General features: G+C 35.9%; 13 protein-coding genes and 1 tRNA gene. 6 read left to right on the plus strand and 8 right to left on the minus strand.

The genetic code is table 11. The annotated features are described in order from the left end of the window. Positions 1 to 103 precede the first annotated feature (103 nt). From B2Z27_RS11990 to B2Z27_RS12015, 6 genes are read right to left on the minus strand one after another with little or no spacing between them, the layout of a single operon-like run. Entirely contained in the window at positions 104 to 1,330 is a 1,227-nt protein-coding gene (locus B2Z27_RS11990) for a hemolysin family protein (RefSeq protein WP_058105144.1), read from the minus strand. Between the two features lie 59 nt (positions 1,331 to 1,389). After that, a complete protein-coding gene (locus B2Z27_RS11995) occupies positions 1,390 to 1,596 on the minus strand; it encodes a hypothetical protein (protein WP_058105041.1) in 207 nt (68 codons plus the stop codon). Then, a complete protein-coding gene (lptC, locus tag B2Z27_RS12000; RefSeq protein ID WP_286813825.1) occupies positions 1,589 to 2,203 on the minus strand; it encodes an LPS export ABC transporter periplasmic protein LptC in 615 nt (204 codons plus the stop codon). Before lptC ends, B2Z27_RS11995 begins: the two co-directional genes overlap by 8 nt. 5 nt (positions 2,204 to 2,208) lie before the next feature. Next, positions 2,209 to 3,582: a tetratricopeptide repeat protein gene (locus B2Z27_RS12005; protein WP_286813826.1), complete on the minus strand. Its 1,374-nt coding sequence runs from the start codon at positions 3,580 to 3,582 to the stop codon at positions 2,209 to 2,211. Between the two features lie 39 nt (positions 3,583 to 3,621). After that, positions 3,622 to 4,908: a hypothetical protein gene (locus tag B2Z27_RS12010; protein ID WP_058105038.1), complete on the minus strand. Its 1,287-nt coding sequence runs from the start codon at positions 4,906 to 4,908 to the stop codon at positions 3,622 to 3,624. Further along, positions 4,909 to 5,637, minus strand: coding sequence for a type III pantothenate kinase (locus tag B2Z27_RS12015; RefSeq protein WP_071340407.1), 729 nt, complete (start codon positions 5,635 to 5,637; stop codon positions 4,909 to 4,911). A gap of 101 nt (positions 5,638 to 5,738) precedes the next feature. Here B2Z27_RS12015 and B2Z27_RS12020 point away from each other — a divergent pair. Continuing rightward, positions 5,739 to 5,811, plus strand: a tRNA-Phe gene (locus B2Z27_RS12020). A 324-nt stretch (positions 5,812 to 6,135) separates the two neighbouring features. On the opposite strand, the gene B2Z27_RS12025 is transcribed toward B2Z27_RS12020, so the two are convergent. Then, positions 6,136 to 7,719, minus strand: a complete 1,584-nt coding sequence (locus tag B2Z27_RS12025) for a glycoside hydrolase family 32 protein (protein WP_286813827.1) — start codon at positions 7,717 to 7,719, stop codon at positions 6,136 to 6,138. A 91-nt stretch (positions 7,720 to 7,810) separates the two neighbouring features. Here B2Z27_RS12025 and B2Z27_RS12030 point away from each other — a divergent pair, with 91 nt between their 5' ends. The 5 genes from B2Z27_RS12030 to B2Z27_RS12050 all read left to right on the plus strand — a co-directional run bounded on the left by B2Z27_RS12030 (position 7,811) and on the right by B2Z27_RS12050 (position 12,269). After that, the gene (locus tag B2Z27_RS12030) at positions 7,811 to 8,281 is read left to right on the plus strand and encodes a rhodanese-like domain-containing protein (RefSeq protein WP_286813828.1); all 471 of its coding nucleotides are present in this window, start codon (positions 7,811 to 7,813) and stop codon (positions 8,279 to 8,281) included. 30 nt (positions 8,282 to 8,311) lie between these two features. Beyond that, entirely contained in the window at positions 8,312 to 8,989 is a 678-nt protein-coding gene (locus B2Z27_RS12035; protein ID WP_414673385.1) for a TIGR04282 family arsenosugar biosynthesis glycosyltransferase, read from the plus strand. After that, on the plus strand, positions 8,986 to 9,801 hold the full coding sequence (locus tag B2Z27_RS12040) for a purine-nucleoside phosphorylase (protein WP_099191120.1): 816 nt from the start codon (positions 8,986 to 8,988) through the stop codon (positions 9,799 to 9,801). Before B2Z27_RS12035 ends, B2Z27_RS12040 begins: the two co-directional genes overlap by 4 nt. A 44-nt stretch (positions 9,802 to 9,845) precedes the next feature. Next, complete coding sequence (locus B2Z27_RS12045) at positions 9,846 to 10,550, plus strand: TIGR04283 family arsenosugar biosynthesis glycosyltransferase (protein WP_286813829.1); 705 nt, start codon at positions 9,846 to 9,848, stop codon at positions 10,548 to 10,550. Positions 10,551 to 10,709: 159 nt separating this feature from the next. Further along, positions 10,710 to 12,269: a Kelch repeat-containing protein gene (locus B2Z27_RS12050; protein WP_286813830.1), complete on the plus strand. Its 1,560-nt coding sequence runs from the start codon at positions 10,710 to 10,712 to the stop codon at positions 12,267 to 12,269. Between the two features lie 102 nt (positions 12,270 to 12,371). Here the strand turns inward: B2Z27_RS12050 and B2Z27_RS12055 are convergent, their stop codons facing one another. Beyond that, positions 12,372 to 13,373, minus strand: a complete 1,002-nt coding sequence (locus B2Z27_RS12055) for an N-acetylmuramoyl-L-alanine amidase family protein (RefSeq protein WP_286813831.1) — start codon at positions 13,371 to 13,373, stop codon at positions 12,372 to 12,374. Positions 13,374 to 13,472 lie beyond the last annotated feature (99 nt).

A 13,472-nucleotide genomic window follows, 5' to 3' on the forward strand; every position in this document is an offset into this window, starting at 1 on the left:
AACGTTTAAAATAATCGTTTGTGGTTATTGGGTGGCAAAACTACCATTTTTAATTGAAATAATAAAAACTAAAAAGCCACCTAATTTATTGATTGATGCACTGTTATTCCTCTTCCAAAACTTCTATGGAAATCAAATCTATTTTTGTGTTGGAAACTTCCAACACGGTAAACTTATATTGCTCTATAGTAAGCTCTACCTCTTTCTCAGGTATTTCACCCAAAGTATGCACTAAAAGCCCACCAAGGGTCTCATATTCATCTGATACAGGAAGACTTAATTTATAATTTTCATTGATATCATCTACTTCTAACCTTGCAGAGAACAAATAATGACGCTCATCTACCCGCTCTTCCCTTAAATCCGTAGTATCATGCTCATCTTCGATCTCACCAAAAAGTTCTTCAACAATATCCTCTACCGTTACCAAACCAGAGGTACCGCCATATTCATCTAAAACAACAGCTATACTTTTTCGTTTTTTGATGAGAACATTCAATATATCTTGAATAAGCATGGTCTCCGGCACAAACTCAACCGGCAGTAAAATACTTTTAATTGTCTTAGGTTTTTTAAATAGCTCATAAGAGTGTACATAGCCTATAACATTATCTACGGTATCATTATATACCAGTATTTTAGAATAGCCCGTTTCCGTAAACAATTTCGCCAAGTTTTTTGGAGTTTCGTGCATTTCTACCGCAACTATTTCAGTTCTAGGCACCATAACTTCCCTAGCCTTTACAGCTGCAAACTCCAATGCATTCTGAAAGATCTGTATTTCAGTATCTACTTCATCTTCCTCCTCTACCGTTTCCATTTGCTCGGTAATGTAATCTCCCAACTCTAACTTGCTAAATGCCAATTGGACCTCATCACCTGATGTACCAAATACGTACTTCAAAATAATATCGGACACCCAAATAATAAAGTCGGATATAAATGAAAAAAGTATATAAAATAAAAATGCAGGTATCGCCAATAATTTCAAAAGGTTATTGGCATAAATCTGAAATAGCACTTTAGGTAAAAATTCAGCGGTAATCAATATGATGAACGTAGATATCAAAGTTTGGGTCAACAAACTAAAATCTGTAATCAACAACTGCAAAATTGCATTATCGGGCACTATTTCAGTGAACCAATTCATGAGTAATTCTCCCATGAAAAGTCCATAAATTACCAATGCTATATTGTTACCAATAAGCATGGTAGCTATAAATTTTGATGGTTTTTTAGTTAACCTTGTCAGTACAGTTGCTAAAAAGCCCTCTTGTTTTTTCTCAATTTCAATATGAATTTTGTTCGCAGAAATAAAGGCAATTTCCATTCCTGAGAAAAATGCTGAAAAAATCAAGGAAAGTATAATGATAATACCGGCTGTACCCACTATTTATTTTGATTATCACGCTTACGCTGTTCAAATTTCTTTCTATAATTTCGTCTAAACAAAAACATACCTATTGAAATTACGGCAAAAAATATAAAGAAATACGCCATACTTCGATCGGTATTCCAATCCGTTATTATTCTATAGATAGAAAAGCCCGCGACTATAACGTACAAATACTCTGTATATCTTAAAATATTAATCATTTTTTTCTTCTTTATTTTCTTCTTTGATCAACATTAAACCATAGGTTTTATGTGCATTTAAAAACTTCAGGTCTTTTTGTATATCCATACCTTCACCATCCATTACAGTACCGTCATCTGGATTGGTAAACGTAAATTTTTCTTGGGTAAAAGCCCACTCATTACCACGATCATAATATAGCTGTGATGTAGCTAGCTTTTTACCGTCATCTCCTTTTATAAGCACATTACCACGCAAATCTACAATAGAAGTCTTAGAGTACAATACTCCATAATCTGCCTCTATCGTTGTTTTTTCATTTTTCTCGTTAAAAATTTCTACCAGCAGACCTTCTGGAAATGTTTGATACGGAAATGAAAGCTGCTCAAAATCGTTTCTGACCGGTCCGGATAATACTGCCATTACTCTAGACGAACCGTCATCTTCAGATCCTAATTTTTCAGGTGTTTCAGTATAGGTAAGTACAAAATCCTCTACTACACCCCTGGGGTAAATTTTCTTTACCGCTTCTTCACCCACTCTCTTGTAATTATCTTGACAAGATAAAAAAAGCATTGCCATGGTACATACCACGGCAATGCCTCTAAAATTATAAATCTGTTTCATTTTCTCTATAAAGAAGGTACTTTCACGCTACCACCAACCCAACAGTTGAACGTAACGGTCTTACCGGCCATGCCTGAACTAAAGATCATTTCTTTAGTTGGAGCCTTAGCACTGTAACTGTTTGCCGCTTGACTAGCTGAACCCCCTAATGAAGGATCCACTCTTCCTGCTTGTCTAGCCATATCTGCAGCTTTCCAGTAAATTGCTCTCTTTTCAAACGCTGAGCTACCACAATCGTTAGCACTTGTTGCGTACAAGTTAGCAATTAAAAGATATGCACGACCATTTGACGGGTTTGCATCAATGGCTTTTTGAGCGTATTTACGTGCAGTAGACTTACTACCTTTTCTTTTATTGATCACCGCAACTTTGTAAGCGATCTTAGATTTCTTATCGTTATCTGTTTCTAGAGATAATGCCTTATCAAAATCCGCAAGGGCACCAGAACTATCTCCGTTCTTCATTTTTAAAGTACCACCGTAAACATAAGCATCTGCAGAAGGATCTAAAGACAATTGTGCTTCAAATAACTTTTGGAACATTGGATCATCTGTACACTCTTTGTTGAACATAAGACCTACTGCTCTTTTTACCCAAACAACATCACCCTTTTTCTCTTCAAAACTCTTTTCATATAAAGGAATAAGGTTACTACAATCTGCCAATGGACCTAATTTAGAATCGATACTACCAGCAATCTTACCGTAATTTTCAGAGTACGAATTATAAACCCTTAAACGAGACTTTTCTTTTGAAGTTAAAGTACCAGCTTCTTCTTTTGGTAAAAGCTTAGCTATTTTACCTGTAAGCTTTTCATTTTCAGTTTCTATTTTTTCGGTAACTGCATCATATACATCAAAAACTTCTTGTAGATCTTTTCTACCTGCTTTGTGCTCATCAACCAAACTAGAGAAATAGATATATAAAGCCTTTGGGTTTGTAAAGTTTTCTTTATCTTTTGTAAATGCCTCGCTTAACATACTGTACATCTTAGCATCATCTGCCATTTTGTTATCGTACATTACCAATGCCTTATCTACCATTGTTTCACCTGCACTAGTTTTAGATGAAAAATGTTTAAGCTTATTATCATAAAGCCCCATAAGATCGTTGGCAAACTTTTCTTTGTCTGCACCTGTAGCCTTATCTACCTTATCTTTTAGGATACGCTCACCATAAACATAAATAGCATTGTTTAATTGAGGACATGTTTCATAAACCATTTTCCATGGCTCATAGGCCGCTTCATAATTTTTAACTTTCGCATGCTCGGAAAATATTGACAGGTTGGTCATACATTCAGGGTTTTGCGCCTGCGCATTGCTCACTCCCATCATCCCAAGGAACATAATTGCCGTGAAGTAAAGTTTCGATTTCATTTTTTCTCTTTTTAAAATGGTTAATGTACTAAATTTTTATTAATTGATTTTTCTTTTCTGGAACCAACGATCGTTCAATGAGAGACCTACATTAAATTTAAAATAGCTTTCTTCAATCAAATCCGCCCTAGTAGTCCCTCTTCTACCAAACTCAAAACCTAAGTTAAGGTTAGAGAAACTTCTGCCCAGTGGTAAGCCTAATCCAAAAGTTATGCCAAAGTTATTTATATCAACATCGTTCACCAACATACCCGTCTTATCTAAACGTAGACCTGCACGGTAGGTAACCCTTTTTAAATAACTTGTAAATGAATCATGATCAGGGGTTAGAAAGGCACCAAAGGCAAATGAACTTGCATCTTCATACGCCACATTAGCTGAACCCAAGAAAACATTTTCAAAAGAACTCATTTCTTGAAAACTATATTCTGCACCCACAAACCATTTATAATCTTCACCATAACCAATACCCAAAGTAGTAGTGGTCGGTATCTTTAATTCTGTATTCTCTAAATTCTGAGCAGCCAAATTCACCTCTAGCTCTTCTATGGTTACACCACTGGCTACTGAAAAAGAACCCAATTGCCTATCATTCTTGGAAACCAAATTACCTTGGGTGTTCACACGAACCGATGTATGAAGTCTTTGCCTACCCTTAATCAAAGGCGTATAATTTAAAGCATAGTTGAAATCAAAACCATTTACTCTAGATGAACGCCTATCAAATGTACCAAACTGCACATCTTCTATTTGCTGCAACCTTTCACTTTCAAGTGTACCAAAATTGAAATTAACGGTTGCACCAATACTTAAGTCTTTTACAATTTCATACCCAATTGAATAAAAAGCGCGGGTTAAACCACCCTCACCCGTATAAACATTAGTCAACGACCCGCCTGTTTCGGTACGATCATCAACCAAATTATATCCTACCGAAGAATATGGCATTATACCAAACCCCATACCCAAACCTTTACCTACACTAAAACCAAGTGCCAAGTAATCTAAACTTGTAATAGAGCTTTCCTCTTCTGCTGTGAAACTTTTAAGCGTAAATTGTTTATTGGAGACTCCTGCTGTATAGGTCACCAATCCTTCCCTGTCCATAACTTCTAGACCTAACTTACCAAAAGCTGCTGGGTTTTTTAAATTGATATGAATACTATCGGCATATACACCAATACCTCCCATCATTTGATTTTCTACCGTACTGTTATTTTTTAAATCACCTATTCCGTAAAAAGAATAAGGAGAAACAGTACCATCTTGAGCGTACAAACCAATAGTGGTTATGTATACAATTGTAATTACAATTTTTCTGATCATTTAGTGCTTGTTGTATTCCAGCAAATAATTAAGCCCTTTCAGGAGAAATTTGGAATCCGCAAATATGGTATTTTTTAATCGTTTAGACAAAAATAGTGTGTCTCCACCGGTTAAAATAACTGTTAAATTTTTAAATCTAGCTTTGTAAAGATCAATGACACCGTCTATTTCCAGTGTAATTCCATTAACCGCCCCACTGTGTAGACAGTTTTCAGTGGTGTTGCCAATGTAGTCTAACAGCTCCTTTTTTTCGAGTAACGGCAATTTAGATGTTTGGTAATGCATAGCATTGTACCGCATTTGCAAGCCCGGGGAAATTGCGCCGCCTAGATACTCATCAAAATCATTGATCATATCATACGTAACACAGGTTCCGGCATCAATAACCAAATTATTTTGATGTGGATTATAATAATAGGCAGCCGTAGCCAAGGCCAAACGATCTACACCCAAAGTTTGTGGAGAGGCATATGAGTTCTTAAACGGCACTTTTGACGCATGACTAAGCTCATGAAGTTCACTAAAAATAGCCAAAACCTTAATCTGGTCCTTTGAAATTGACCCTACACTAGAAATTATTGAAAATTCTATTTTAGGAAATTCCTTGAAAATTCTTTTTACCGCCTCAACAAACAAATCTACAACAACAGTCTCTAAATGAATTATTTCCGACTTTTTAAAGATTGCTAATTTGACATTTGTATTACCCGCATCAACAATTAAATTCATGTTGCAAAGATTAAAAATTAAAAAAACATTTTTCTTTTTTTACGATTTAGTTTGGAAATCATAAAATTGAAATTATATTTGCACCCGCTTACAGCAAGCATGGTGCCTTAGCTCAGTTGGTAGAGCAATGGACTGAAAATCCATGTGTCCCTGGTTCGATTCCTGGAGGCACCACAATAAATCCTTACTTAACGGTAAGGATTTTTTTGTTTATATCCCTTTCTTTTCTACACCAAAAATATACAAGGATAGCCAACCTACACACCATAACAGCTGTATTTTTTACTTTATAATTAGTAAGTAGGCAAATTGTAGAGTTTCCAATGAAAATTTGCAAATCAAAGTAGGTGCTGTGCTGTTAATATCGACTAAAGACTACTTTAGCCGATATTACCACAATATAGTGAAGCAAATTTCTACCAATAGATAGAAGGAAATAAAGATTAAATTTTAGCGTAAATTAAATAGTCGCAATCCATACAATGATTTTACAACATGTTAATCCCAAACCCGTTCTACCTTATGTTCTGTAAAATCTTCAATTTTTAATTCGTTTTCTGAATTGTTCACAATGGTCAAAGCCCTAAAAAACTCATTGGGGAAAATTTGATTGGTCATCACATACTGACCCTCATTGATGAATAGCTCTAACGAAGAATGGTCTAAAAGCATCATTATTTCTATAGGTCCGTCCGGTATATTCGGAATCTTCATTTGCTGAACACCAGGAGCAAATTTTTCACTAAAGTCTACCTTACCCGATTTTCTTCGGTCAAAAGTGACAACTTTCTTATCCCTATCAACATCTATACTTACGCTATCGCCATTTTTATTTCTAAAGTACATTTGCGCATTGGGCACGGAAAGCGTAAACTGTATTTTACTCTGGTTCCCATATTTAAGAGGCATAATTCTTTTTCTCGTAGGCAAGATTTCCAAAACACTTTCCGGATAAGCCATTGCTACGTGCCTCTCAAAACTTTTTAACGGATAGTTGTACAACAACACGTCATCATTTACTTTCCGCAAGGTCAATTCTCTAGGCACTGTCATTGCACTTCGCCATTTATCGGTAGGTGTATCTCTTGCATAGTCCCAATTACTCATCCATCCAATAAAAACACGTTCATCATTAGGTGCATCGTTATAGGTTACTCCTGCATAATTATCCCTACCTAAATCTATCCACTTATGCTCCACTTGGTCCGAGGTAAATGTTTCTCCATCAAAATCTCCTATAAAATATTGCGTACCACTACCCCCATTTGGTGCACCCGGATTAATACTGATCAACAATACCCATTTTACCTCATCGGTACCTTCAATCTTCAACGGAAATAAATCTGGACATTCCCAAACACCTCCATGAGCACCTTGCTCTTTACCAAACTCACTAACTTTTTCCCACTCTTTTAAATTAGGAGAGTTCCATATTTGCAAATGATCACCTGCCACTAGTAGCATTGTCCAAGTTTCTGCCTTATCGTTCCAAAACACTTTGGGATCCCTAAAGTCTTTAATGCCGGTATTACCGATTACGGGGTTGCCCTCATACTTGGTCCAACTATCACCATTATCCAAACTATAGGCAATGCCCTGAGTTTGAAAATTTTTTTTACCTGCTTGCTCGCCCGCCATGTCATGATAGGTGAAAATAGCCACCATTGCCGTCTGATCCTCCGTGCCAAAACCCGAAGTGTTATTGTGGTCCATAACTGCACTACCAGAAAATATAAATCCATGTTCATCTGGAAAAAGCGCAACCGGCTTGTGCTTCCACTTCATCATATCTTTACTTACCGCATGACCCCAATGCATGGGTCCCCAAACGGTACTATCCGGGTAGTATTGATAGAACAAATGATATACCCCATCATTATAGACAAGTCCGTTTGGATCGTTCATCCATTTTTCTTCTGGTGTAAAATGATATTGGGATCTATAGGGTTCTATATAATACCCTGTTGGCTCTACATCTTCCGTGAAGACTTCTTGTTTAACGTCTTGTTTACAACTAGTTATTAAAATACCCATTATCAAGACAAACACCTGTAAGCCTTTATTTTGCAAAGTTTTAACCATAAATTCACTTTTCAACCGGCACTTCTTGAAATCTAATTATAGTACCTTTGTAAAGATGAAAATACTAATTTCTAAATTAATATTCTGTCTTGTGATTTTATTACACTTCTCTAATAAAAGCTTAGGTCAAGACAAAATTACCAAGGCTTTGAATTCTTGGAACCAAGGTACTATACCTTATGTATATTTTGATAATCTACCGATTACCGATTCTATTGCATACTTAGATACAAGGGAAAAAGAAGAATTTAAGGTAAGTCACCTAAAAAATGCCATTTGGGTAGGATACAAAACATTTGACGAGCAAAAAGTTCTAGAATCTTTACCTGACAAAACACAACCTATTATAGTATACTGTTCTATTGGTGTACGCTCAGAAGATATTGGAGAGAAATTAAAAGAATTAGGGTATACAAAAATTCTAAATCTTTATGGGGGAATTTTTGATTGGAAAAATAAAGGCGGACAAGTTTTTAACAGCAAAGAAATACCTACCGATAGTGTTCATGCTTTTAGCAGGCATTGGGGCAAACTTTTACAAGAAGGAATTAAGGTGTACTAGTTAGGAGTTAGGAAAATTTAAAGAATCAGATTGGGAATATTACAAAACAATAAAACGGAAAAAGACGAGAAAATTATAGATTTCACTCTCGCAAACTCAAACAACCTTTTGCTTATTTTCACCAGAAACCCAGAACTTGGTAAAGGCAAAAGGCGTTTAGCTGCAACTGTAGGTGACCAAGCCGCATTTGATATTTACAAATTCTTATTAGCGCACACGGTAGCCATTACCATAAATCTTTATGCCGAAAAACAGGTGTATTACTCAGAAGAAATTTGGAATAACGATGTTTGGGACAATTCTAAGTTTGATAAAAAAATACAAATAGGCGATGACCTTGGCATTCGTATGGCAAATGCCTTTCAAGAAGGTTTTCATAACGAATATCAAAAAATCATTATCATTGGCAGTGATATGCTAGACCTTTCTCAAGATGATTTAGAAGATGCATTTAAGGCTTTAGAGAAAAACGATTTTGTAGTAGGTCCCGCAGAAGATGGAGGATATTATTTATTGGGCATGAAAAAATTTATGCCCGAACTTTTTAAAAATAAATCATGGGGAACGGAAACCGTTTTAAAGGACACCTTAGCAGACCTGAAAAATGAAACAACCGCCCTTTTAGAAACAAAAAACGACGTTGATTATTATGAGGATATAAAGGATATTGAAGCCTTTGCCCCTTTTTTAAAACATATGACAAAATGATGAAAGAAGAACTTTTAGAGTCTGTAGCTTACCTTAAGAACAAAGGTTTTGACAACCCAGAAATTGGTATTGTACTGGGCACAGGATTGGGAAAATTAGTAGATAGTATTGAAGATCCCATAGATGCCCATTATAACCACATTCCATTTTTCCCATTGGCCACCGTGGAATTTCATACAGGAAAATTAGTCTATGGAACCATATCCGGAAAGAAAGTTGTGGTCATGCAAGGTCGTTTTCACCTTTATGAGGGGTATGACTTTCTAGACATTACCTACCCTATTCGCGTAATGCATATGTTAGGTATTTCAAAACTGTTTATCTCTAACGCCGCTGGTGCGGTAAACCTAGATTTTAAGAAAGGAGATATGATGTTGATAGAAGATCATATTAACCTTCAAGGAGGCTCTCCATTAGCATTCAAAGGTGTAAGCGAATTTGGCGAACGTTTTGCAGATATGTCCGAACCTTACGATGTGGATATGCGCAACAAACTTACCGCCATTGCAAAAGAGCATGACATTTCATTGAAAAGCGGTGTGTATGCATCTGTTGTAGGACCTCAATTGGAAACCAGGGCAGAATACAGAATGATCAAATTAATAGGTGCAGATGCAGTAGGTATGAGTACCGTACCAGAGGTCATAGTTGCCAATCACTTATCATTACCCATAGTAGCCGTTTCTGTTTTGACCGATGAGTGCGACCCAGATAACCTAAAACCTGTTGATATAAGTGAAATTATCTCCATTGCCGAAAAAACAGAACCAAAAATGGTGAAATTATTCAAGGAATTGATCAAGCAACTGTAAGGTACTCCAGTATTTGACTACCATAAGTTAGCAAGTATTGATTTATGAGTACCCCACAGCCAACCATTAGTATTATTATACCGGTATTAAATGAAGAAAAGTACATTAAAGATGTGCTTTTCTCCATTTCTGCCAATGCACGAACCAAGTGCATTAAAGAAATATTAGTCATTGATGGCGGTAGCACGGACCAAACAATTACCAATGCTGAAGCATACGGAGCCACAGTATTAAAAAGCAAAAAAGGGCGTGCTGCACAAATGAACTTTGGTGCTACAAATGCCAACGGTGAAATTCTCTATTTTTTACATGTTGATACTTTACCCCCAGAGGGTTTTGACAAAGAGATCATTCAAGAATTCAAAAAAGGATTTGAAGTAGGATGCTTTCAAATGCGCTTTAACAGCAACAGTAGATTTTTAAAATTCTTTTCTTGGTGCACCCGTATAAACCACCACATTTGCAGAGGTGGTGATCAATCACTTTTCATTACCCGTAAACTTTTTCACCATCTAAATGGTTTTAATGAAAGCTATATTGTATATGAAGACAATGAATTTATTCAGAGAGTCTATAAACTAAAACCATTTAAGATAATTTCTTCTGCTGTAACCACTTCTGCCAGAAGGTACGAAGAACGTGGCATGATTAGGCTACAGTATCATTTTGGCATGATCCACTTAAAACATCGTTTAGGCGCAAATCCAAAAGACCTATACCAATATTACCTAAAACATATAGCCGCTTAAATTATTGGCGCCTTTTTATTTCTTCACATTTTAAAAAATTTTACGACACCTATTAGTTACTATAAGTAGGTCTAAGTTTTAAAATTACCCAATAACGGGTATTGTTCTCCAGTATCTACCATTTTACATTTATAAATGTTAATTTAAAACTATACCAAAATGAAAACCAACGTATTAAAGCACTTTTTCTTTACTGTATTAACTCTTTTTATTATCAGTTGTGATAAAGACGAAACCGAGGTAACCGAAAATGAACAACAAGAACAAGAACAGATTGAGGAACCAGAAGAGGAAGTTACAGACCCTACAGTTGTTTTAGCCGAAGAAAGGGAAACTGTCATAAACTCCCTTACAAATGGAAATCAACAAACATGGAAAATTACTGAAGCTATTTTGACCAATAATTCAGGGACTTTTAATATTTCAAATAATTTTAATGTTATTGACGACGAGCTTATTTTCATCAATGAAGTATTTGCAGGTTCTAAAACAGACTTTAACGGTACGTTAGAATGGAGACCAGGAAATTTCATTGAAACCGAGGCTACAACAATAGAGGAAACCTTGGTAGATTATTATGAATCTCCTTTTAAAACATCCTTTGATTTTGTTAGTGAAAGTAGCGCTAACTTGGAAAGCCCTGGTTTTACATTTACCTATGTAGACGAAAATACAATTACAGGAACCGTTTTAGGCGAAGGTTCATCAACTATTGATATTATACTTAGCCCAAAAACAGTGGAGGACTATGTACAAGTACCCACTGAAACATTATCTTTTTCACCTGCTTTCACCTATCCATCAAATGCAGTTAGCGGGATGTCCCCAGGAATGACAGGATCAAATAGCAGCAACAGTATCTATATTGTAACAAGGGAAGATGGTATGAGAGGTTCAGAATCCATGAATCCAGAACGTGTCTCAAGATTCGATCTTGAAAACGGAAACCTCACTGATCAATTATTTTTTCAAGGAGATTTTGTTTCAAAACAACTTCATATTATAGACAATAAACTAAAAGTAGTTGGCGGGCAATATATAAATACATATGATTTAGGCTTACAGACAAATCCTACCAGTGCTTCTTATGAAGGTCAGATTGCATTATCTAGACATGGGTCTGCCGTAATAAACGACGAAATTTTTATCGTAGGCGGATCTCTTGGCGACACACAAAATGTTGGTAATGAAATTTATAAATGGGATGATCTTAATTCATCACTTTCTCTTGAAACTACCATGCCAGAAATTAGAAGTGGCGCCCGCGCAGAAACCGTCCAAAACAAACTATATGTTTTTGGCGGTACAGAAGAGTTCGTTGGTCAAAATGCAAAAAATACTATTTATATCTATGATTTTGAAACAGGGGATTTGAGCACTGAAACCATGCCATCATCTGTCCATTTTACCTACACCGGTAAACATGAAAACTTAATAATTGTGGGAGGACAAATTAAAACATTTACAGATGATGCCGATGCAGATGGTAACCCTGACGGATTTTTAACTCAGGTTGACATTGATCCTTATTTAGGGGTGTACAATACATTAAACAATGAATTCACTGAATTGAGCACTAACCTAACAAGTTCTGAAAATGAAACCATTCATTCTATGACCGTAATCAATGGAAAAATATATATTCTTTACGGTCAACAAGAAGAAGTGGCAGAAGGAGAATTTCAAAATTGGGATGTTTTAGTAGCTGATTTAAACTAGATATCTACTGATTTAATTGCAATCTTATATATTAACCTTTACGGACATAACAACCGTAAAGGTTTTTTTATAGCAGAACAATTTAGACAGTTAGTAGTAGTTCTATTCCCCTTCATAGTCCAGCAACACCCCTTCACTGATCCATTTTGCCAATGCCTGCCTATTATCTGGATCTACGATCCTTACTTGATCTTTGGCATTTCTAATATTACCAATTTCAATAAAGGTCATAGCAGGGTGAGTCTTTTTCACCAAATAAAGAGAGGTTCTATCCTCAAAAGTACCAGAGTAGCTTCGGTTTGGTTGGTATTTCTTATACTTGGCTTCAAAGGTCTTATGAATACTTTGCGCCAACCTTTTACCATTTTTACTATGCTCATGGTGATAAAAAAACACATCTATGTTCTGCCCCTCACTTCTACTATCTACATGTGTAACTATCAATCTTTGATAGTTGCCTTTATTAGATTTATATAAATCATTTACAATTTCTACACGCTGCTTTAATCTCGCAACTTGATTTAAAGGTATTGTTTTGTCTAAATAAGCCACCTCATCATGGTCGATCTCTAAAATAAAATCATCCCTAATACCGTCATTGGGATCTTGTATAATAATATAGACTTTTGCACCATGGGAAAGCAATTCTTTTGCCAAACGCAAGGTTATGTCATATGCGTATTCATCTTCTGCAATGGCCTTACCGGCATATATGCCCATTGCTCCGGGATCAGGACCGCCATGACCGCTCACTAAATAATATATAGTACCTTTTAATCGCTCACTTTTCTCAATGACATTTTTATGCTTCTCACCAAATATATCGTAAGAAACACTTTCCAATTCCTTAATTTCCTTAGACTGTATCTGCAGGGAATCTACAATTGCCACAGTATCTAATTTTACAGCTGGCATAATGTATGTTCTACCCGCAATAAGATGTACACTATCGCGTAAATTATCATTGTTCAACAACACAAATTCATCGAACACTTCATAGGGATCAACACCTTGCTTTCTTAACAGTGACAATATACCGTCACCAGGTTCTGCAACAATAGTTTTTAATGAATCTTGCCCAAAGCAAAAAACACTTAAAAACATACATACTACTATGGTAAAATTATTGTAATTCATCTTGGTACCAAACGCAAGGTCTATGCCATAATTTGCGGAAGACCTCTCATAAAGACACAAAGATTG

Origin of the sequence: Maribacter sp. UBA3344 (assembly GCF_002362375.1) — a bacterium.
Lineage (GTDB): Bacteria > Bacteroidota > Bacteroidia > Flavobacteriales > Flavobacteriaceae > Maribacter > Maribacter dokdonensis.

Bases quoted from the DNA above. Each gene is read 5' to 3' on its own strand.
- lptC (WP_286813825.1), bottom strand. From the start codon at position 2,203: ATGAAACAGATTTATAATTTTAGAGGCATTGCCGTGGTATGTACCATG.
- B2Z27_RS12055 (WP_286813831.1), bottom strand. From the start codon at position 13,373: ATGTTTTTAAGTGTTTTTTGCTTTGGGCAAGATTCATTAAAAACTATT.
- B2Z27_RS12005 (WP_286813826.1), bottom strand. From the start codon at position 3,582: ATGAAATCGAAACTTTACTTCACGGCAATTATGTTCCTTGGGATGATG.
- B2Z27_RS12025 (WP_286813827.1), bottom strand. From the start codon at position 7,719: ATGGTTAAAACTTTGCAAAATAAAGGCTTACAGGTGTTTGTCTTGATA.
- B2Z27_RS12045 (WP_286813829.1), top strand. From the start codon at position 9,846: ATGAGTACCCCACAGCCAACCATTAGTATTATTATACCGGTATTAAAT.
- B2Z27_RS12050 (WP_286813830.1), top strand. From the start codon at position 10,710: ATGAAAACCAACGTATTAAAGCACTTTTTCTTTACTGTATTAACTCTT.
- B2Z27_RS12010 (WP_058105038.1), bottom strand. From the start codon at position 4,908: ATGATCAGAAAAATTGTAATTACAATTGTATACATAACCACTATTGGT.
- B2Z27_RS11995 (WP_058105041.1), bottom strand. From the start codon at position 1,596: ATGATTAATATTTTAAGATATACAGAGTATTTGTACGTTATAGTCGCG.
- B2Z27_RS11990 (WP_058105144.1), bottom strand. From the start codon at position 1,330: ATGGAAATTGCCTTTATTTCTGCGAACAAAATTCATATTGAAATTGAG.
- B2Z27_RS12040 (WP_099191120.1), top strand. From the start codon at position 8,986: ATGATGAAAGAAGAACTTTTAGAGTCTGTAGCTTACCTTAAGAACAAA.
- B2Z27_RS12015 (WP_071340407.1), bottom strand. From the start codon at position 5,637: ATGAATTTAATTGTTGATGCGGGTAATACAAATGTCAAATTAGCAATC.